The organism is Actinoplanes octamycinicus (assembly GCF_014205225.1).
In the GTDB taxonomy this organism is placed as follows: domain Bacteria; phylum Actinomycetota; class Actinomycetes; order Mycobacteriales; family Micromonosporaceae; genus Actinoplanes; species Actinoplanes octamycinicus.
The window spans coordinates 5,873,060-5,892,813 of sequence record NZ_JACHNB010000001.1; the positions used below are offsets into that span (position 1 = coordinate 5,873,060).

Below are 19,754 nucleotides of genomic sequence, written 5' to 3' on the forward strand. Positions count from 1 at the left end.
GTGTCGATCCGAGGATGAGAGGAGCAGGGACAGATAGGCGATCGCGGTGCGCAGCTGGATCGATCACGCGGGGGAGGTCGTGACGGAACCCTCGCCGTCCCTGCTGGCGCGGCTCCTCGGAACCGGCGAGCCGCTCTAGCTGGACATCGAGGACCCGACCGGCGAGCCGCTCTGGCTGGACATCGAGGACCCGACCGGCGAGCCGCTCTGGCTCGACATCGAGGACCCGACCGACGAGGCGATCGACCGGCTGGCCGTCCGCCTCGGGCTGCACCCGCTGGCGGTCGAGGACTCGAAGCAGTTCGGCCAGCGCGGCAAGCTGCAGGTGTACGGCGAGGTGACGATGCTCGTCGGCTTCGGGCTCGACGAGCAGCTCAGGGAGACGGTCGAGGTCCACTGCTATCACACCGCCGGACTGCTGATCACGCTGCGCCGGGCGCCGAGCCCAGCGCTGGACGCGTCCTCACCGGCACCATCCAGGTGGGCTGGCCGGCGTTCCTGTTGCTGGGCTTGGGACTGCCGGTGGCGTGCATATCGGTGACGGTCTTGCTGCTCACCCGCCGCCGATGGAAGTGACGGGGGAGGGAGGTGGCGGCTCGGGGCCGGGGACGGAGGAGGCGGCTCAGCGGGACGCCGTGAGGATGACAGGCAGGGGAGTGCGTAAGGATGACTGGCAGGGGAGTGAGCGCTCAACCGCCCGGGCCCTCCTCCTCGGGGGCGACTCCGGTGATGGCTTTGGTCTCCTGGGCGATCAGGGACTGCAGGGACACGTCCTCGGTGTCGCGGTTGAGCAGGATGACGCCGACCCAGCCGGTGTCCGGGTAGACGCTCCAGTTCGCGCCGATGCCGGGATTGCCGCCGGCCCGCTGGTACTGCCACTGGCCGCCGACGATCTCGACCGCCACGCCGTAGGCGCCGAACGACGCCTGGCCCAGCGGGATCTTCGGCGCGGTCAGCACGTCGGCCCAGGGCTGGGCCAGCAGCGTGCCGTCACGCAGGGCGTTCGCGAACCGGACCAGGTCCGGCGCGGTCGCGAACCCGCCGTCGCCGGGCGCGTCGATGAAGGCCCGGCCCGGGTTCTTGCCCGCCACGTGCCCGAGCGGACTGCCCTGCGTCAGGTCCTGCAGCGCGTCCGCCACCCGGCCGTCGGCCAGTGTCATGTACGGGTGGGCGAGGTGCCGGTCGACCCGCCACTGCGGCCGGGTGAAGAATCCCGAACCGGTCATGCCGCACCGGTCGAAGATGTTCCGCTGGACGTAGTCCCAGTACGTCATGCCGGACAGCTCCTCGACGATCCGTACCGGAATGGTGATCTCCGCCTCGGCGTGCTCGGTGTCGAGGGTGCCCGGCACGCCGACCAGCCGCACGTCGCGGGCGCGGCGCGTGTAGTACTCGCGCACCTCCTCCCGGCTGTGGAAGATCCGGTCGGCGTCCTCCGGCTGGGTGGCCAGCCGCGACGTCCCGGACAGCAGGTGGTGGACGGTCACGTGATCGGCGATGTCGCTGGGGTAGCCGCTCAGGTAGGTCCCGATCATCTCCGACAGCCGCAGCCGGCCCGCCTGGGCCAGCTGCAGGACGGCGACCGGGAGGAACGGCTTGCCCGCCGAGCTGAGGTTGAACGCGGTCCCCTCGTGGTTGCGGATCCCGCGCGCCTGGTCGGCCATGCCGTAGCTGCGGGACAATACGGTCCGTCCCCGATGTGACAGCAGCACCACGCCGGAGAACTTGCCGGCGGCGGCCAGCCGGGCCACGTAACGGTCGTAGGCGCCGCCCGGCTGAGTTTCCGGCGGCACCCGGCCGGACAGCGCGGCGGCAGGGTCCGCGCCGGCGGCGACAGAACCGGCGACAACACCGCCGGCCCCAGGAGCCACCAAACCGCCGACCGCCGCCAATCCACCCCGCTTGATCAGCCCACGCCGGCCAATGCCTTTCGGATGAGAAGTCATACCTACATCTAAGACGATAGATTGTTACCAGAACGTATGAAATTTCTGATATGTCCTCGATAGGGCACGCGAACCGTGACCACGAGCCCACCACCCGACCGCGGGACCAGATCAAGCGTCCCGTCATGCGCCCGCACGATGCTCTGCACGATCGCCAGCCCCAGCCCGGCCCCAGCGTGTTCGTCCCCTCGAACCCGCTCGGTGCCACGCTGGAAGGGCTCCGTCAGCGTCGGAATCAGCGACGGCGAAAGCCGCTCCCCGGTGTTCTCCACCCGCAGCAGCCCCACGCCGCCGCCCGCCTCGGTGTGGACGGTCACGACCCCGCCGCCCGGCAGGTTGTGCACGATGGCGTTCTGCACCAGGTTGGTCGCCAGCCGCAGCAGCAGCTCGGCGGACCCGCTGGCGGGAGCCGCCTCCCCGGTCACCTCCAGGACGATCCCGCGCTGCTCGGCGACCGGCAGCAGGGTCTCGGCGGCCTCCTCGGCGACCAGCGACAGGTCCACGTCCTCCCGGGTGACGTCGTCGCCCCGGCTGAGCAGCAGCAACGCCTCGGTCAGGTTGACCGCCCGCTGGTTGGCGGCGAGCAACCGGTCGATCAGCTCCTCCCGGTCCCGGGTGGGGTCCTCACGGGCGACGTCGAGCAGCGTCCGCGCGATGGCGAGCGGGGTGCGCAGCTCGTGCGACGCGTTCGCGGCGAACCGGCGCTGCTCGTCGACGTGCGATTCGAGCCGGTCGAGCATCGCGTCGAAGGTGTCGGCCAGCTCCCGGAACTCGTCGCGCCGCCCGCGCAGCCGGATCCGGTGCGACAGCGATCCCTCGCCGGCGAGCCGGGCCGCGTCGGTGATCCGGGTGAGCGGCGCCAGCATCCGCCCGGCCAGGAACCAGCCGCCGAGCAGCCCGAAGAGCAGCAGCATCAGCAGCACCCCGGCGGCCCGCGGGGCGAAGGCGCGCAGCAGTTCGGAGCGGACCGGGAAGACCCCGTCGACCGGCAGGTCGCCGGCGTCGGGAAGCAGCAGCGCCCGGTCCGGCACGTAGCGCAGCAGGAACAGCCACACCGTCGCGAGCAGCAGCACCCCGGCGAGCATGAGGAAGCCCGCGTAGCTGAGCGTGAGCCGGAACCGGACGCTCAGGCCGGGCGCCCTAGACACGGTCGCCGCCAGCCGCCGGTGGGGTGTCGATGCGATAGCCGACCCCCGGCACGGTGGCGATGATCCACGGCTCGCCGAGCCGTTTGCGCAGGGCCGAGACGGTGATCCGGACCGCGTTGGTGAGCGGGTCGGCGTTCTCGTCCCAGGCCCGCTCCAGCAGATCTTCGGCGCTGACCACTCCGCCCTCGGCGGCGACCAGGACTTCCAGTACGGCGAACTGCTTACGGGTCAGCGCCACGTACCGTTCGTCGCGGTAGACCTCCCGGCGGAACGGATCCACCCGCAGCCCGGCGATCTCCCGCACCGGCGGCCGGGCGTGCCCGCGCCGCCGGTCCAGCGCCCGCAGCCGCAGGACCAGCTCGCGCAGTTCGAACGGCTTGGTCAGGTAGTCGTCGGCGCCCAGCTCGAACCCGGACGCCTTGTCGTCGATCCGGTCGGCGGCGGTGAGCATCAAGATCGGGATGCCGCTGCCGGACGCGACGATCCGGCGGGCCACCTCGTCCCCGGACGGGCCGGGGATGTCCCGGTCGAGCACGGCGAGGTCGTACGAGTTGACGCTGAGCAGCTCCAGCGCGGTGTCCCCGTCACCGGCGAGGTCGGCGGCGATCGCCTCCAGCCGCAGACCGTCCCGGATCGCCTCGGCCAGGTGCGGTTCGTCCTCCACGATCAGCACGCGCATGCCGCCGAGCCTATAGATCCGCTCATACCGGCACGCCGGGCGCGAGATCGCCGGTCGGCGCCCCGTCCCGGCCACGCCACCAGCGGCGCGACGCCAGCCCGGCGAGCGCCGCACCGGCTGCGTTGACCAGCACGTCGTCGACGGACGAGACCCGGTCGAGCTGGAGGACGTATTGCGCGATCTCCACCAGTGCCGAACATCCCGCGCCGAGCGCCAGGATCCGGGGCACGGTGGCCAGCGCGGCGAACCGCATCGGCGCGAAGAACCCGGCCGCCGCGAAGATCAGCAGGTTGCCGCCGATCCCGAGCGGGCCCATGGTGACCAGGTCCCGCAGCGGGACCAGACTGAGCCGCCCGGGCACGATGCCGGCGCCCGGTCCGGGCATCAGCGTCAGCCAGACGAACGGCACGGTGCCGTACACCACACCGACCTCAGCCACCGACCTCCGCCAGGGATCGGTGACGCCCGCCGCGCGCCGGCCCCAGGCCAGGGCGCTGACCAGCAGCGCGGCCAGCGGCAACCCGGCGAGCGTCATGAGCACCACGCCGTTCTCGGTGTCGTAGCAGCCGTGCCAGTGCCCGCCCAGGCACCGCGGCGCGGCCATCAGCAGGGGCCGCCGTACGAGGTAGGCGCCGGTCCCGAGGAGGACCAGCCCGGCGATCACGATCCAGCGCAGGCGGCTCATGACCTCATTGAAGGCGGCGGCCGGTTGCGACGGCGTATCCGATTTTCGATACGCCCGCGATACGTGGTTGCAGTTCGGTTGCGCGCGCACCTCGCACCAGAAGTACCGCGCCCGGGTGCCGATGGAGGGGCATGAACCGCCGGATGCTGCTGCTCTACGTCGCCTTGGCCGCCGTCGCCGCCGTGGTGGCCGGCGTGACGTCCGGCAAGCCGGTCGGCGACCTGGCGTACTTCGGCGCCTACCTGGCCATCACGGGCCTGCTCTGCTGGTCCGCGGCGCGGCGGCGGCGCAGCGTGGACTACCTGCCCTGGTCCTACCTGGCGCTGGGGCAGATCGTCTGGCTGGCCGGCGATGCCGTCTACCCGGTGAGCACCATGCTGCACCGGGAGGACGACGGGACCGCGTCCGCGGTGCTCTGGACCATCGGTTACCTGGCCTACGGCGCGGCCCTGGTCGGGATGGCACGGCGCCGGGCCGGCCGCTGGTTGCGGCCGGCCTTGATGGACATGCTGACCATGGTGGTCGCCGCCTCGATCGTGATCTGGACGGTCTTCGTCTCGCCGTTCCTGGGTGAGCTGGCCGCCGATCCGCTCGGCGCCTACCTGTACCTGATGGGGCCGGTGGGCGACCTCGTCATCCTGGCCGGCGTGCTGCTGCTGGCGTTCTCGCCCGGCCGGCGCACCGGCGCGACCCGGCTGCTGGTGGCGTCCGCGGTGCTGCGCATCGCGTCCGATCTGGGGTCGAGCTTCATCCCGTCGCTGGAGCTGTCCACCGCGGTCGCGACCGCGGTGATCCTGCTCAGCAACGGCCTGCTGGTCGCGGCGGCGCTGCACGAGCACAGCGGTGAGCTGACCATGGCCGCGCGCCGGGCTCCGACGCTGCACGCGGCCCGGGTCTGGTTCCTCGGTTTCGGTCTGCTGACCGCCCCGGCGGCCCTGTTCGTCCAGCGCGACTACGACGAGGGTGAGCGGGTTCTGCTGTTCGGCGCCGCGGTGGCCATCGCCGGGTTCATTCTGGCCCGGTTCGCCACCGCCCTGCGCTCGCTGGAGCGGGCCGAGCGGACCCTGGACCACCGCAGCCGGCACGACGCGCTGACCGGTCTGCTGAACCGGGCCGCGCTCAACGACGAGCTGGACGCCTGCCCGCCCGGCTCCACCGTGCTCTACCTGGACCTGGACGGCTTCAAGGGGGTCAACGACAGCGCCGGGCACGCGGCCGGCGACGCGATCCTGCGGGCGGTGGCGCAGCGCCTGACCGCCGCGGTCCGCGACTGCGACACGGTGGCCCGGCTCGGCGGTGACGAGTTCGCCGTGGTGCTGCCCGAGTTGAGCAGCACGGACGCGGTCCCGGTCGCCGAGCGGATCCTGCGCGACGTGGCGGTGCCGGTCGAGTACGAGGGTGCCTGGCACACGGTCGGCGCGAGCATCGGCATCGCCGGCGTCGAGGCCTCCGGCTCGGCTCTGCTGCGGGCCGCGGACACCGCGATGTATCAGGCGAAGCGTCTCGGCCGCGGCCGGTGGGTGCTCGCCGACGCGGCGGCGTGACGGCGGTTATATTTACGACCGGTCGGTCTTTTTTGTAGGGTCGGGGCATGACCCAGGACGGCAGGCTCCTCCGCGGTGAGCGGACCCGGACGGCGGTGCTCGACCAGGCGCTGCTGCTGGCCACCGTCTCCGGGCTGGACGGGCTGTCGCTGAGCCAGGTCGCCGAGGCGCTCGGGGTGAGCAAGTCGGGGCTGTTCGCGCACTGGCGCTCCAAGCAGGAGCTGCAGCTCGCGGTCATCGATCACGCCCGGGCGCAGTGGACCGACCGGGTGATCCGGCCGGCCCTCGCCGAGCGGGCCGGGGTGCGGCGGCTGTGGGCGGTGCATGACCGGCGGCTGGCCTTCTACGAGGCCGGGGTGCTGCCCGGCGGCTGCTTCTTCGCCACCGCGCACTTCGAGTTCAACGCCCGCCCCGGCGTGATCAAGGACCGGCTCGCCACCGAGCAGAGCGACTGGATGGCCTTCCTGACCCGGGTCGCCGCCGACGCCGTCGACGCCGGTGACCTGCGGCCCGGCACCGACCCGGAGCAGCTGGCCTACCTGGTCGAGTCGCTCGGCGTCTGCGCCGTCATGCGGGCCACCGCACCCACTTTTCAGTACGCCCGCCGGGCCCTGCGCGACCACCTGCGAGCCATCGCCATCGACCTTCCGGAGCTGATATGACCACGCAGACCCTCCAGCACGGCGCCGTCGTCCGCATGCCGGTGCACTTCGACGACCTGGACGCGATGGGCGTGCTGCACAACTCGCGCTATGCGGTGCTGGTCGAGCGCGCCGTGGTGCTCTGGTGGGCGGAGCGCGGCGTCTCGTTCGCCGGCGGCCGCCCGACCACGCCGGACGCGTTCAACGTGGTCCGGGAGTATGCGGTGACCTTCCATCGCCCGGTCACCGGCACCGGCGAGATCGCCGTGCACTTCTGGGTGGACCGGCTCGGCACCTCCAGCGCGGAGTACGGCTTCCGGGTCACCTCGCTGGACTCGGAGACGGTGTTCGCCGAGGGTCGCCGGGTCAACATCCGGGTCGACCCGGCGACGATGCGCCCGGCGCCGTGGACCGAGCACGGCCGCGGGATCGCCGCCACGCTGCTGCGCTGATTCATCCCTGGCGAGTGGTGCCCGTCCGGCCCGGACGGCCGACAGTGGGTCGATGAGTGACGCCTATGTGTACCGTCCGGCGGCCGGGGTCGCCGCCCGGGACCGCGGCCGCACCCTGTTCGCCCAGACGATGGGGTATGTCGCGGCGACCACCGCGCTGTTCGCGCTCGGCGCCTACCTGGGCCGGAACCTGCCGCCGTTCTTCGCGTTCGTCGCCTACCTGGCGTCGTTCGCGGCGCTGATCGCCATGCAGTTCACCGTCCGCAGATCCCGGCCGGCGACGGTGGCCATGCTGGCCGCGTTCGGCCTGCTGATGGGCGTGGCGGTCGCCCCGACCCTGGTCTACTACGCGCAGACCGATCCGCAGGCGCTGTGGCAGGCCGGCGCGGCGACCGCGCTGTTCGTCGCCGGTTTCGGCGCCGCCGGCTACGCCACCCGCCGCGATCTGACCTTCCTGGCCCGGATCTGCTTCTGGGCGCTGCTGGCCCTGATCGTCTTCGGCATCGTGCTGATCTTCGTGAACATCCCGGGCGGCGCCCTGATCTACTCGGTCCTCGGCCTGGTCATCTTCGCCGGCTTCATCATGGTCGACTTCCAGCGCCTGCGCCGCACCCGCGACATCGACGCCGCCCCGCTCCTGGCCGCCGCCATCTTCCTGGACATCCTCAACGTCTTCCTGTTCTTCCTCCGCATCTTCCGAGGCGGCAACCGCTGACCCGTTCGCCATCCAAGATCAAGACCCGCTTCCGGTACGCCCGGAGCCGCCTCGCCGGCTGTCAGCCCGGACAGCCGAAGGTCTGCAGGATCTCGCCCGTCTCGCTGTCGACCGTGACGGCCTGCGCGAACGTGATCTCCGACCCGGACTGCTCGCACAGCTGCCACGGCCCGTTCGCCGGCACCGGCGCGACCGTCCCGCCCGGCCGGGGCGACGACTCGCCGGGAACGCCGAGCAGGGCGAACGCCAACACCGCGAGAACCAGCAGCCGGCCGTCCCCACCCCGGGCCCGGCTCGAGGGGTCAGGGCGCGGGGCATCGAGATCGATCAGCGGCATGCCAGGATCTTAAGGTCCTCAGCCCTGCCATGGAGCCGGCAGCCCGCACGAACCGCGTACCGGGGGAGCGGGTGGTGAAGCCATCGGTACGCCATGGATCTCCCGTGCTATTCCTGGTGCTTGTGACACTTGCCCCGGCTGGAGGGAGTGGTACGCCACCCGGTGTGCCGGCAGCCGTCTTCGGGACAGCGAGAGAGGGAGTTCGTTGGCACTTCCGGCCTGGTTGGAGTCCTGTCGCCAGTGGGTCCTGCGGCCGCCCGGCACCACCGTCCAGCTCCGTCCCTTGCAGGAGAAGGTGCAGCGGGCCGCGGAGCGCCGGCGTGAGCTGGAGCAGCTCGGCGACGCCGCGCTGAACGCACGCGCTCGGCGGAGCCGCGCCGACCGCGATGAGGTGGAATTCGCCGCGGCCGCCCGGGAATGCGCCCGCCGGGCCCTGGGCCTGCGCCCATACGACGAGCAGTTGACCGGCGCCCTGGCGCTCGCCCAGGGGCGCGTCGTGCAGATGGCCACCGGCGAGGGCAAGACGGTGACGGCCGCGATCGCCGCCGCCGCGCTCAGCGCTGACGGGCCGGTCCACGTGCTGACCGTGAACGACTATCTGGCCGGTCGGGACGCCCAGTGGATGCGCCCGCTGTACGAGCGGCTCGGCGTCTCCGTGGGATGGATCACCGAACTGTCGACACGGCAGGAGCGGCGGGAAGCGTACGCCTGCGATGTCACCTACGTGTCCGTCAACGAGGCCGGTTTCGACTTCCTCCGCGACGGGCTCTGCACCGACCTGGCCCACCGGGTCCAGCAACCGCTGGGCGCGGTGATCGTCGACGAGGCCGACTCCATCCTGGTCGACGAGGCCCGTATCCCTCTGGTCCTTGCCGGCGCCACCCTCACCGGCCAGAACCTGGCGCAGCGCATGGCCGAGCTGGTCCGCCAGCTCCGTCACGACGAGCACTACGTGCTGGCCGACGAGAACCGGGTCGTTCACTTGACGCCCGAGGGCGCCGCCCTGCTCGAGCGAGCACTCGGCGGTATCCACCTGTACGCGGCGGAGAACCTCGACGTGCTCACCGCGGTGAATCTGGCGTTGCACGCCGAGGCGCTGCTGACCCGGGACGTGGATTACATCGTCCGGGACGGTCGCGTCGAGCTGGTCGACAGCTTCCGCGGCCGGGTGGCCCAGCGCCGCCGGTGGCCGGACGGTCTGCACGCGGCGGTCGAGGCCAAGGAGAGCCTGACGAGCACCGGCGGCGGCACCATCCTCGCGACGATCACCCTTCAGGCCTTCGTCAACCAGTACTCCCGGGTGGCCGGTATGACCGGGACCGCGCTGCCCGTGGGCGACCAGCTGCTCGAGTTCTACGGCCTGGAGGTCGTCGTCCTGCCGCCGCACCGGCCGCGCATCCGTGTGGACGAGCCGGACCGGGTCTACGCCACCTCGGAGCAGCGCGACACCGCGGTGCTCGCCCAGGTGGCCACCACACACGCGACCGGCCAACCAGTACTGCTGGCCACACCCAGCATCGCCGAATCGGAAGCGCTGGGCGCCCGGCTCCGCGACGCCGGCATCGACTGCACGGTGCTCAACGCGAAGAACGACGCGATGGAGGCGGCCATCATCGCCGAAGCCGGCACCCTCGGCGCGGTCATCGTCTCCACCCAGATGACCGGCCGCGGCGTGGACATCCGGCTCGGCGGCAGCGACCAGCACGACCACGCGAGGGTCGCCGCGACCGGCGGGCTGTACGTGATCGGCGTCGGGCGCCACGACAGCAGCCGGGTCGACGATCAGCTCCGGGGCCGCTCCGGCCGGCACGGCGACCCCGGTCGCTCGGTGTTCTTCGTCAGCATGCAGGACGACCTGATCACCACATTCGGGCCGGAGAAACTGCCGCGCCTGGAGCCGGCCTCTGACGGCCGCCTCGACGAGCCGGCCGCGCTGCGCGCCGTCGCGGACGCCCAGCGCATCGCCGAGCAGGTCAACCTGGAGATCCACCGCAACACGTGGCGTTACCACTACCTGCTGGAACAGCACCGGGCGACGGTGGCCGCGCTGCGGGAGGAACTGCTGACCGGCGACCGGGCTGACCGGATGATGGCGCAGCACCGCCCGGCCGACCATGCCCGGCTGGTGCGGGCGCATGGCCGGGACCGTGTCGCCTCGGCGGCCCAGGCCATCGTCCTCTACCACCTGGACATGGCCTGGGCCGACCACCTGCGCGACATGGGAGACCTCCGCGAGAGCATCCACTTGCACGCCTTCGCGAACCTCGATCCGCTGGACGAGTTCCACCGGGCGGCGATCCCGGCCTTCCGGCAGCTGATCCCGGATGTGGAGCTGCGCTCGGCGGAAACCTTCGCTGGCCTCGACCTGTCCGACCCGGACTGGACACCCGCGGACCTCGGCCTGGAGCGCCCCAGCGCCACCTGGACCTACATCGTCAACGACAGCCCGTTCGGGGTCGACCTGGAACGCTTCTTCGCCGGCGTCATCGGACTGCTCCGAGCGGGCTGGCAGGCGGCTTGACTCGCCTCGGCTGTCGCGGACAACCCGGCCCGGGTCCCGGCTGTACGTGTCGAGCACCCTCTGATAGGAAAGCGTCCATGGTCGTCGCGTCGGTGGTGCTGGTGCCCTTGCTGCTGCTCAACGCCTATCTGCTGACCTGGTACCTGCCCGAGCTGACCGGCGACCGGCCGGCCGGGTGGCTGCTGGTGTGCGCACTGACCGTGGCGTCGGCGGTGTGTCTGGGGCTGGGCTGGGCGCGGCGCCGCGGCAAGGGGCGGTGGGTCTGGCCGCTCGCGGCGGCGGCGCTCGTGGTCGCGAGCTGGCCCTCGTTGTCGAGCCTCTGATCGGACCACCGGATGCGATGACCCTGGAGCAGCAGCCCGGCCGCGCATTGATACATTCGCGCGAACTGATCTCCTGGGGGCTACCGTGCGACGGCGCTGGCATGCGGGTCTACTGACGATTCTGGTCCTGATATCCGGTTTCCTGCCCCAGGTGGTGGCGGTCGCCCCGGCGGCCGCGGCGCCCCCGGCCGGCGGCATGACGGGCGCGGCGCTGACCGCCGCCTTCAGCGACTACGGCAACACGAGCGGCCGCTGGAGCGGCGCCGACAGCACGGTCTCGGTGCTGCTGCCCGACGGCCGCGTCCTATGGCTCTTCTCGGACACCATGCTCGGCACGGTCAACGCCGACTTCACCCGTCCGCGCTCGAGCCCGATGATCAACAACTCGGCGATCGTCCAGGACGGCAGCGCGCTCGTGTCGACGCTGCACGGCGGCACCACGGCGGCGCCCGAGGCGCTGTTCAAGCCCTCGGTGGCCGGCGAGTGGTACTGGATAGCCGACGCCACCGTCGAGGGCAGCACGCTCAAGGTGCTGGCCAACCGCTATCGCAAGACCGGCGAGGGCGGCCTCGACTTCGCGCTGACCGGATCGGCGCTGGCCACGCTGGCCCTGCCCTCGCTGACCGTGACCAGCGTGATCGACCTGCCGCTGGGCTCGACGACCGCGTGGGGCGCGGCCGTGCTCGAGGACGGCGCCTACACGTACGTCTACGGCTCGGAGTACGTCGCGGCCGACGCGATGCGCTTCGCCCGGCTGGCCCGGGTGCCGGCCGGCGGGCTGGCCGGCGCCTGGAGCTTCTGGACGGGCACGACCTGGTCGGCGAACGCGGGCGACTCGGCCCGGCTGCCGCTGTCCGGGGTCGGCACGTCGTTCGGCGTGCAAAAGGTCGGCAGCCAGTACGTCGTGGTCACGATGGAGAGCAACACGACGTTCTCGGCGCAGGCGGTGGCGTACACGTCCAGCTCGCCGCAGGGTCCGTTCAGCGGCCCGATCGACCTGTTCACGGCGCCCGAGCCGGCCGAGCGCTCCGGCGTGATCGTCTACGACGCGCGCGTGCATCCCGAGCTCGCGCCCAGCGGCAAGCTGCTGATCTCGTACAACGTGCACAGCCTGACCCCGGACGACCTGTACGACGACGCCCGGATCTATCGCCCGCGCTTCGTCGACCTCACCTGGCCGATCCCCGCCCCCGACCCGGCGGCGGTGCCGGCCGCGCCCGCGAGCCTGACCGGGACCACCGACACGACCGGCGCGATCAACCTGTCCTGGCCGGCGGTCTCCGGCTCCGGCATCACCTACAACGTCTACCAGCGCGACGTGACGGCCGGGCAGAGCCACGCGTCGCGGGTCAACCAGCCGTCCACCAACGCGGTCACGCTGGGCGGATTCAAGACCGGGCACACGTACGAGTTCACGGTCAGCGCCGTCAACGCGGCCGGGGAGGGCGGCCGTTCGCCGGTGCGCAGCGTCGCCGTCACGATCGCGCCGCCGGCCGCGCCGACCGGCCTGACCGCCACCGCCGGCACGGACGGCTCGGTCACGCTGAACTGGTCGGCCGTCCCGTACGCCTGGCGCTACGACGTGCAGCGCCGCGACATCACCGCCGGCGAGACCGAGTTCGCCCTGGTCAACGACCCGTCACCGGCCGACACGACGGTGACCGCGACCTGGCTGGAGAACAACCACCAGTACGAGTTCGTGGTCACCGCGAGCCACGGTGGCGGCACCTCGCCCCGCTCGGCCGCCGTCACCGCCACGGCCCGGTACGCCGTGCCGAGCGCGCCGACCGGGCTCACCGCGACCGCTCGCAGCGACGGGCAGATCCAGCTGACCTGGACCGCCACCGCGCAGAACGTCTACTACTGGGTCGAGCAGCGCGACGTCACGGCCGGCGAGACGGCGTTCACCCGGCTGCCGCTGCCGGTCGGCACCTGCTGCGACTTCACCGCGGGCTATCTGATCAACGGGCACCGGTACGAGTTCCGGCTGTTCGCCAACAACAAGGGCGGCGACTCGCCGGCGTCGAACACGGCCCAGGCCACCTCGGCCTATCCGCGGCAGTCGGCCCCGGGCACGCTGACCGCGGTCGCGGGCGACGGACAGGTGCAGCTGACCTGGGGCGCAAGCCCGTCGGAGGACGTCTGGTACCTGGTCTACCAGCGCGACGTGACCGAGAGCGAGACCGAGTTCACCCAGCTCCCGCTGCCGATCACCTCCTGCTGCACGATGACGGCGGGTTACCTGGCCAACGGGCACGAGTACGAGTTCAAGGTGACGGCGACCAGCCAGGGTGCCGAGTCGCCGCCGACCAACCTCGTCCGAGCGACGCCGAAGGCGCCGCTCCCCGCGCAGGTGACCGGCCTGAGCGTGACCGCCCTGTCGTCCGGGGAACTCAAGCTGAGCTGGAACGATCCCGGGCCCAACCTGTGGTTCAACGTCTACCAGCGCAACGTGACGGCCGGCGAGACGACGTTCACCAAGCTGGCGCTGCCGGTCACCACCTGCTGCACGTTCAACGCGGGACTGCTCACCCACAACAACGTGTACGAGTTCAAGGTGGCCGCGACCAACGCGACCGGCGAGGGGCCGCACTCGGGCACCGCCCGCGGGACGGCGAAATACGCGGTGCCGGCGGCGCCGACGAACCTGCGGGTGAGCGCGGCCGGCGACGGCAGCATCGACCTCGACTGGGACGCGCCCGCCAACCTGTTCTTCTGGATGTACATGCGGGACGTCACGGCCGGTCAGACCGCCTTCACCAAGGCGTTCTACCCGACCGACAAGACGTCCGGGAGCTGGGGCGGCCTGGTGCACGGCCACCAGTACGAGTTCAAGGTGACCGCGACCAACCAGGGCGGCGAAGGGCCGGCCTCGGGCACGGCCCGGGCCACCTCGGTCGGCGGGCTGCCGCAGCCGCCGTCCGGTCTGAGTGCGACGGCCGGGGACGGTCAGGTGACGTTGCGCTGGACGGCCAGCCCGACCGCGAACGTCTACTACTGGGTCGAGATGCGTCCGGCCGGCGGCACCTGGACGCGCCTGCAATACCCGGTCACCACGTGTTGCGCCTACACCGTGAAACTGCTCAACAACGGGACGACGTACGAGTTCCGGCTGCGCGCCAACAACGCCGCGGGCGACTCGGCCGCCTCGGGCACCGCGTCGGCCCGGCCGTTGCCGCCGCTGCCGCAGGCGCCCTCGGGCCTGACCGCGACGGCCGGCGACGGTCAGGCGACGTTGCGCTGGACGGCCAGCCCCAGCGGCAACGTCTACTACTGGGTGGAGATGCGCTCGTCCGGCGGCACCTGGAAGCGGCTGCAGTACCCGGTCACGACCTGCTGCTCGTACACCGTGAAACTGCTCAACAACGGGACGACGTACGAGTTCCGGCTGCGCGCCAACAACCTGGCCGGCGACTCGGGAGCGTCCAACACGGCCTCGGCCCGCCCGATGCCGCCGATCCCGTCGGCGCCGTCCGGGCTGAGCGCGAGCGCGGTCGGCGACCAGGCGGCGAAATTGACCTGGACGGCCAGCCCGACCGGCAGCGTCTACTACTGGATCTACTACAAGACGACCGACCAGTCGGCCTGGACCAAGGCCCGCTACCCGTACGGCGGGTGCTGCACCTTCACGATGCAGCTGCTCACGCCGGGCAAGACCTACCAGTTCCAGCTGCGGGCCGAGAACCTGAGCGGGATGAGCGGCGCGTCCAACACGGCCACCGTGACGCTGACGATCACCGCGCCGGGCACGCCGGGCAAAGTGAAGGCCGTGCCGTCCACGTCGTCGTCGTCCGTGCAGGTCTCGTGGAGCGCCGTCAGCCAGGCCACCGGGTACTCGGTACACGCGAAGCCATGTCGGGGCGGTTCCTGGCTGTTGGTCGGCTTCATGATCACCAGTACGTCGTACACGGTGAACGGCGCCGCCGGCTGCTACCTCTACCGAGCCGTGGCCGACCGGTTCGGCAAGGAGGGGACGCCGTCAGGCGGCAACCTGATGGCCTTCGGCACGGTCGACGACTACCCGTGGGGCAGCGGCTTCCCCTGGCTCGACCGGTACGGGTTCCCGCTGCAGGAGTGCACGTCGTTCGTCGCATCCCGGGTCAACCGCTACTACGCCAACCCCAACCCGCCCGGTTTCACCAGCCTCAACTACTGGCACGCCAAGGGCTGGGACGAGGCCGCCCCGAAGTACGGCGGCTTCGTGAGCCAGACGCCGGCCGTTGGCGCCATCGCCCAGTGGAACTACCAGCCTTACGGGCATGTGGCCTGGGTGGCCGGCATCGACGGCTCGGACATCATCATCGAGGAGTACAACTACGTTGGCCATCACGTGTATTCGAGGCGGCGGATCTCCGCCTCGAACCCGGACAACTACCTGGCCCTGATGTAGGTCGGTCGGCCGGCTGGCGGTTCAGCGGCGTCAGGTTGCCCGAGCGGGCGGCCTCGACGTTGCGGCTGGTCCGGTCAACCTGGTTCCGCCGCTGACCGGAACACCGAGCGGCCTGATCCTGCCTACGGCAAGGACCAGGCCGCTCGCCGGTGCGGGCGAGACCACAATGGGCCTGCTACGACTAGGCTCCTGCCGAACGGGGACGCGGAAGGAGACCTACTGTGGACGATGCCGGGAACGACGGGTCGAAGAATCCAGGGCCTGCCACGAACCGCCGCATCGCGCGCACGTTGTTCTTCAGCCTCCTAGCGGTGCTGGTGGCGCCGTTCTTCGTCGTCCTGAAGCCCTGGCAAGGGATAGGAACACCGGCCACGGTCGTCGTCGCGCTCCTCGCCGTCGCCGCCGTGGGCTGGTTCTGCCTGGTTCTCCTGCGGCACGCGAACGCCAGACCGGACTGGTACCAGGCCCGGATCTGGACCACCCTGTCCGACCCGCCGCCCGAACGGACGGTCACCACCGTCGTGTGTACCGACCTGGTGGCTCCCGGACACTTCCGGGACTTCGTCGAGCGGCTCCGGCGCGCCTTCGGGGACGGCACCGACGTGGTGTTCGATGTTGAGCCCATCAGCAGGCAGAACACGGTTCACGTGCACGCCCCGCTACCCGACGCGCTGACCGTCCGCGCCGCGGCGGTGGACGCGCTGAGATCGATCGGCGTCACCCGCATCGAGCACCGCCCCGAACCCTTCTCCGCGCAGCAGCCAGACCCGACCTGACCTACGCCGCAATCGGGCCGCGGCGATCCCGCGGACCAGCAGGCTCACCGAAGATGGACGCCCTGGAGCTTGAAAGGTCTCAGCCGGCGGACCCTCAGTCACCCCAGCGCGATGCCGCTGCGGCGGCCTCCAGGGTGGTGACGTGCGGCGGGACCTCGCGTTCCCGCTGGAATTGCCAGGCGAGTGAGTATGCGGGTGCCTTGTCCGGCCGGCCCTGCGCCTGCGTCACGATCGCCTCGACCAGCGATCGGGTGACGGCCAGGCGCGGATAGGCCGCGTGGATCCGGGTGGCGTCCGGCTCGGTGACCAAGGCGGCGTCGAAGCCGAGATCCATACCGACACCCCGGCGCACCAGCTGGCACAGGACGCCGCGGCGCTCGGCGATGCCGGGCGAGGTGTGCAGGGCGATCGCCTCCCATACGGCGTCGACTCCGCCGGCCGGCACTCCTCGGGCGGTCAGGAACTCGGCGGCGACATCCGCCCCGTCGACCTCGAAGCGCTGCCGGCGATCGCCGGGTGCGGACAGGCCGATGTCGTGCAGCAGGCACGCGACGAACAGCAGCTCCGGGTCGTAGTCGCGATCCGCCTCGACCTCTTGGTGCTCGGCCAGCAGCCGGGCGAACAGATAGCTGCGGATGCTGTGGTTGGCCACGACCACGGGTTCCGCGTCGACCACGAGAGCCAGCGTGGCAGCGGCCAGCTCGGTGTCGGGCAGGGTCAGTACGTCGGTCTTCGTCGTCATGGTGACCATCGTGGTCCGGTGGGCCGGCAGCCGGTGAGTGGCTGGAACGCCACTGCTGGATAGGATCCTGCCATGGTCCGGCATGCCGTCGCGGTGCTCGCTCTGCACCAGGTGGTGCCGCTGGACCTGGGCATCCCGGCCAGCATCTTCGGCGAGCACCTGGACCTGCCCTACCAGCTGACCGTGTGCGGCCCCGCCGCGGAGGTGGCGACCACGACCGGCTTCGCGGTCCGGGTGCCGGGGACCCTGGCGGACGCCCGCCGTGCCGACACCCTCATCGTCCCGGGCTACACCAGCCCCGGCGACGAGGTCCCCGAGGCGGCCTTGGCGACCATCGCCGAGGTGTTCCGCCGGGGCGGTCGCGTGGTCTCGATCTGTTCCGGTGCGTTCGCCCTGGCCGCCGCCGGGGTCCTGGACGGCCGCCGGGCGACCACGCACTGGAGCCGGACCGCCGAGTTGGCCGCGCGATACCCGCAGGTCACCGTGGACCCGCACGTGCTCTTCGTCGACGAGGGCCAACTGCTCACCTCGGCCGGCGTCTCGGCGGGCATCGACCTGTGCCTGCACCTGGTCCGCCGGGACCACGGCGCCGTGGCGGCCAACCGGGTGGCCCGCAACGTGGTCGCCGCGCCGCACCGCGACGGCGGCCAGGCCCAGTTCATCGAGTCACCCGTCGTCGCCGAGGACGACTCGCTGTCCGGCGTTCGCGCCTGGGCGCTGGCCAATCTCGACCGCCCGGTCAGCGTGCCCGAGATGGCCCGCCAGGCCGCGATGTCCTCGCGTACCTTCGCTCGCCGGTTCGTCGCCGAGACCGGCCGTACCCCGCTGCAGTGGCTGTTGCACGCCCGCATCGACCGCACCCGCGAGTTGCTGGAGAGCAGTGACCTCAGCATCAGCCAGATCGCCGACCGCACCGGGCTGGGCAGTGCCGTCAATCTCCGGGTGCACTTCCGCACCATGCTGGGCACCACGCCGACCGCCTACCGCCGGGCCTTCCGCACCTGCGAGATCGACTGACGCCGAAAGCCTGCCGCCGGTGCCCGATTGTCGGGCACCGGCGGCAGACTGATGGCGGTCTTCGGGCCGAGGTGGGCGGCGCCCTGGTCGAGGACGCCGCCCACCGGGTCAGCGCTGCTGGGTCAGCAGACCCGGGCGGTAGGGCAGCAGCCCGTAGTCGCCGCCGGAGCTCGGCGAGCGGCCCTGGTAGAGCAGCTGCAGGCGGCACGGGTCCACGGTCATCGTCTGGTCGGCGGTGACCCGGACCAGCTCGCCGTGGCTGATGTCGTTGGTCCAGGTGGCGCCGCTGTTGGCCTTGCCGGCGAACGGGTTGCTCTCGGTCGCGGCCTGCGGGGTCCACGAACCGTTCAGGCTGCTCGCGGTGAAGGACCGGAAGTAGCGGCCCTGGCTGCCGATCGCCTCGACGATCATCAGGTACTGGTTCTGACCCTGCACCTTGTAGACCTGCGGCGCCTCGAACAGGTTGTTCGTCGTGTCGCTCATGATCGTGGTGTAGGACGAGCCGAAGTTGCCGGGGAAGTTCCCGATCGGCATGCTGGCCCGGTAGATCTTCCCGTTGTCGCCGGCGAAGAACAGGTACATGTTCTGCCCGTCGCCGATCAGCGTCTGGTCGATCGGCCCGGTGCCGGAGCCGGAGATGCTGCCGGTGAACAGCGGCTGCGCGGCGGACCACCCGTTGGCGTTGGTCGGGTCACTCGACGTGCGGTACGAGAACGCCGTGCCACCCCACTGGTAGGTCAGCACCCAGATGTTCTTCGGCGCGAAGTAGAACAGCGTCGGCGCGACGGTGCCGGAGTTCATCCCGTTCTGGCTGGCCGAGGCCATGTCCGACCAGTTGGTGAACGGGCTGAAGTTCATCGAGCCCCAGGACGACCCGTAGTCGTGGGTGGTCGCGTAGACCAGCTGCTTGCCGTTGTAGGGCACCACGGTGAAGTCCTTGAGCGAGACCCAGCCGGACTTCGGGGTCGCCAGCGAGCCGGTGGAGGTCCAGCGGTAGCTCGACGGCAGCGTGCACGAGCCGCCGGACGTCGGCGACGTGGTCGGCGTGCTGCCGCCCACCTTCACCAGCTGCCACTGCTGGTTGGCGCCGTTCCAGTCGCTGTACTGCACGATGTTCGCGCCGTCCGCGGTCGACGCGCCCTGCACTTCGACCGCCTTGCCGCTGTTGCGATTGATCAGCTGCACATAGCCGTCGATGTCCTGAATGCTGAACTGCTGGTTCGTGGTGTTGTTGTCGGTCCACTGGACAATGGCGCCGCCGTCGGCGGTGGACAGGTTGTAGACGTCGAGCACCTTGCCGGAATGCTTCGATTTCAGCCGGTAGTAGCCGCCGCCGGAGTCGACGAACTGCCACTGCTGCTGCGCCTGGTCGTTGCGGGCCCACTGGGTGATCCGCGCGCCGTCGTTGGTGGCCAGGTTGTAGACGTCCAGGGCCTTGCCGCTGTTGCGGTTGACCAGCACGTAGGAGGCGCTGGTGTCGATCGTCGCGGCGGACGCCGCGGTCGCGGTCACGGCGACGGCTCCGCCGCCGGCCAGCACGATCATCGCGGCCAGGCCGGTGCGCCACCACTTGCGGCGCGGCACGGCTGGTGGTGCTTGCGGCTCATTCTCCGGTACGGGCGGACGGCCCAAAGTCATGGCGATCTCCTGAGTGGGGGAGGGGTCCGAGCCGGCGCCGGGGAATGCGCCGGTGATCACGTGAAAGCCGAATGGGAGCGTTCACATTGTGTCCGTGATGGTGCCAGACGGTGCGCGACCGTTTCAATGACGTGAACAGCCGACTAATTGGCGCCGGCCGACATAACAAATCTTTAAAACGCGTTTCTGTTATCTGCCGG

17 protein-coding genes are annotated in these 19,754 nt (G+C 71.1%); 10 read left to right on the forward strand and 7 right to left on the reverse strand.

Translation table 11 applies throughout. The features are described 5' to 3' along the window. Positions 1 to 250 precede the first annotated feature (250 nt). The gene (locus tag BJY16_RS48995) at positions 251 to 541 is read left to right on the forward strand and encodes a magnesium transporter CorA family protein (protein ID WP_373873430.1); all 291 of its coding nucleotides are present in this window, start codon (positions 251 to 253) and stop codon (positions 539 to 541) included. 148 nt (positions 542 to 689) lie between these two features. On the opposite strand, the gene BJY16_RS25780 is transcribed toward BJY16_RS48995, so the two are convergent. Genes BJY16_RS25780 through BJY16_RS25795 form a run of 4 tightly spaced genes read right to left on the reverse strand, consistent with a single transcriptional unit; the run spans position 690 to position 4,458 of the window. Continuing rightward, entirely contained in the window at positions 690 to 1,946 is a 1,257-nt protein-coding gene (locus BJY16_RS25780) for a serine hydrolase domain-containing protein (RefSeq protein ID WP_185042139.1), read from the reverse strand. A gap of 8 nt (positions 1,947 to 1,954) precedes the next feature. Then, on the reverse strand, positions 1,955 to 3,094 hold the full coding sequence (locus BJY16_RS25785; protein ID WP_185042140.1) for a sensor histidine kinase: 1,140 nt from the start codon (positions 3,092 to 3,094) through the stop codon (positions 1,955 to 1,957). Then, the gene (locus BJY16_RS25790; RefSeq protein ID WP_185042141.1) at positions 3,087 to 3,773 is read right to left on the reverse strand and encodes a response regulator transcription factor; all 687 of its coding nucleotides are present in this window, start codon (positions 3,771 to 3,773) and stop codon (positions 3,087 to 3,089) included. Before BJY16_RS25790 ends, BJY16_RS25785 begins: the two co-directional genes overlap by 8 nt. 22 nt (positions 3,774 to 3,795) lie before the next feature. Next, on the reverse strand, positions 3,796 to 4,458 hold the full coding sequence (locus BJY16_RS25795) for a VanZ family protein (protein WP_185042142.1): 663 nt from the start codon (positions 4,456 to 4,458) through the stop codon (positions 3,796 to 3,798). A 131-nt stretch (positions 4,459 to 4,589) separates the two neighbouring features. On the opposite strand from BJY16_RS25795, the gene BJY16_RS25800 reads away from it, so the two are divergent. From BJY16_RS25800 to BJY16_RS25815, 4 genes are read left to right on the forward strand one after another with little or no spacing between them, the layout of a single operon-like run. Further along, a complete protein-coding gene (locus BJY16_RS25800; RefSeq protein ID WP_185042143.1) occupies positions 4,590 to 6,002 on the forward strand; it encodes a GGDEF domain-containing protein in 1,413 nt (470 codons plus the stop codon). Positions 6,003 to 6,049: 47 nt separating this feature from the next. Further along, positions 6,050 to 6,664, forward strand: coding sequence for a TetR/AcrR family transcriptional regulator (locus BJY16_RS25805; protein WP_185042144.1), 615 nt, complete (start codon positions 6,050 to 6,052; stop codon positions 6,662 to 6,664). After that, the gene (locus tag BJY16_RS25810; protein WP_185042145.1) at positions 6,661 to 7,095 is read left to right on the forward strand and encodes an acyl-CoA thioesterase; all 435 of its coding nucleotides are present in this window, start codon (positions 6,661 to 6,663) and stop codon (positions 7,093 to 7,095) included. The genes BJY16_RS25805 and BJY16_RS25810 overlap by 4 nt, the downstream gene beginning before the upstream one ends. 52 nt (positions 7,096 to 7,147) lie before the next feature. Continuing rightward, complete coding sequence (locus tag BJY16_RS25815; protein ID WP_185042146.1) at positions 7,148 to 7,810, forward strand: Bax inhibitor-1/YccA family protein; 663 nt, start codon at positions 7,148 to 7,150, stop codon at positions 7,808 to 7,810. Between the two features lie 61 nt (positions 7,811 to 7,871). Here the strand turns inward: BJY16_RS25815 and BJY16_RS25820 are convergent, their stop codons facing one another. Next, positions 7,872 to 8,147, reverse strand: coding sequence for a hypothetical protein (locus tag BJY16_RS25820; protein WP_185042147.1), 276 nt, complete (start codon positions 8,145 to 8,147; stop codon positions 7,872 to 7,874). 205 nt (positions 8,148 to 8,352) lie between these two features. On the opposite strand from BJY16_RS25820, the gene secA2 reads away from it, so the two are divergent. From secA2 to BJY16_RS25840, 4 genes are all read left to right on the forward strand, one after another. Continuing rightward, positions 8,353 to 10,668 (forward strand): accessory Sec system translocase SecA2, encoded by a 2,316-nt coding sequence (gene secA2, locus BJY16_RS25825; protein ID WP_185042148.1) that lies wholly within the window; start codon positions 8,353 to 8,355, stop codon positions 10,666 to 10,668. A gap of 77 nt (positions 10,669 to 10,745) precedes the next feature. After that, a complete protein-coding gene (locus tag BJY16_RS25830; RefSeq protein ID WP_185042149.1) occupies positions 10,746 to 10,991 on the forward strand; it encodes a hypothetical protein in 246 nt (81 codons plus the stop codon). Positions 10,992 to 11,142: 151 nt separating this feature from the next. Continuing rightward, positions 11,143 to 15,381, forward strand: a complete 4,239-nt coding sequence (locus BJY16_RS25835) for a DUF5005 domain-containing protein (protein WP_185042150.1) — start codon at positions 11,143 to 11,145, stop codon at positions 15,379 to 15,381. A 221-nt stretch (positions 15,382 to 15,602) separates the two neighbouring features. Beyond that, on the forward strand, positions 15,603 to 16,157 hold the full coding sequence (locus BJY16_RS25840) for a hypothetical protein (RefSeq protein WP_185042151.1): 555 nt from the start codon (positions 15,603 to 15,605) through the stop codon (positions 16,155 to 16,157). Positions 16,158 to 16,251: 94 nt separating this feature from the next. Here the strand turns inward: BJY16_RS25840 and BJY16_RS25845 are convergent, their stop codons facing one another. Further along, positions 16,252 to 16,899 (reverse strand): HD domain-containing protein, encoded by a 648-nt coding sequence (locus tag BJY16_RS25845; protein ID WP_203758934.1) that lies wholly within the window; start codon positions 16,897 to 16,899, stop codon positions 16,252 to 16,254. A gap of 72 nt (positions 16,900 to 16,971) precedes the next feature. Here BJY16_RS25845 and BJY16_RS25850 point away from each other — a divergent pair, with 72 nt between their 5' ends. Then, positions 16,972 to 17,916 carry a GlxA family transcriptional regulator gene (locus tag BJY16_RS25850; protein WP_185042153.1) on the forward strand — a complete coding sequence of 315 codons (945 nt, stop codon included), beginning with the start codon at positions 16,972 to 16,974 and terminating at the stop codon, positions 17,914 to 17,916. Between the two features lie 108 nt (positions 17,917 to 18,024). On the opposite strand, the gene BJY16_RS25855 is transcribed toward BJY16_RS25850, so the two are convergent. Further along, on the reverse strand, positions 18,025 to 19,461 hold the full coding sequence (locus tag BJY16_RS25855) for a non-reducing end alpha-L-arabinofuranosidase family hydrolase (RefSeq protein WP_185046669.1): 1,437 nt from the start codon (positions 19,459 to 19,461) through the stop codon (positions 18,025 to 18,027). Positions 19,462 to 19,754: the final 293 nt, after the last annotated feature.

Bases quoted from the DNA above. Each gene is read 5' to 3' on its own strand.
- BJY16_RS25830 (WP_185042149.1), top strand. From the start codon at position 10,746: ATGGTCGTCGCGTCGGTGGTGCTGGTGCCCTTGCTGCTGCTCAACGCC.
- BJY16_RS25815 (WP_185042146.1), top strand. From the start codon at position 7,148: ATGAGTGACGCCTATGTGTACCGTCCGGCGGCCGGGGTCGCCGCCCGG.
- BJY16_RS25800 (WP_185042143.1), top strand. From the start codon at position 4,590: ATGAACCGCCGGATGCTGCTGCTCTACGTCGCCTTGGCCGCCGTCGCC.
- BJY16_RS25810 (WP_185042145.1), top strand. From the start codon at position 6,661: ATGACCACGCAGACCCTCCAGCACGGCGCCGTCGTCCGCATGCCGGTG.
- BJY16_RS25780 (WP_185042139.1), bottom strand. From the start codon at position 1,946: ATGACTTCTCATCCGAAAGGCATTGGCCGGCGTGGGCTGATCAAGCGG.
- BJY16_RS25795 (WP_185042142.1), bottom strand. From the start codon at position 4,458: ATGAGCCGCCTGCGCTGGATCGTGATCGCCGGGCTGGTCCTCCTCGGG.
- BJY16_RS25855 (WP_185046669.1), bottom strand. From the start codon at position 19,461: ATGATCGTGCTGGCCGGCGGCGGAGCCGTCGCCGTGACCGCGACCGCG.
- BJY16_RS25845 (WP_203758934.1), bottom strand. From the start codon at position 16,899: ATGACGACGAAGACCGACGTACTGACCCTGCCCGACACCGAGCTGGCC.
- BJY16_RS25790 (WP_185042141.1), bottom strand. From the start codon at position 3,773: ATGCGCGTGCTGATCGTGGAGGACGAACCGCACCTGGCCGAGGCGATC.
- BJY16_RS25805 (WP_185042144.1), top strand. From the start codon at position 6,050: ATGACCCAGGACGGCAGGCTCCTCCGCGGTGAGCGGACCCGGACGGCG.
- BJY16_RS25820 (WP_185042147.1), bottom strand. From the start codon at position 8,147: ATGCCGCTGATCGATCTCGATGCCCCGCGCCCTGACCCCTCGAGCCGG.
- BJY16_RS25850 (WP_185042153.1), top strand. From the start codon at position 16,972: ATGGTCCGGCATGCCGTCGCGGTGCTCGCTCTGCACCAGGTGGTGCCG.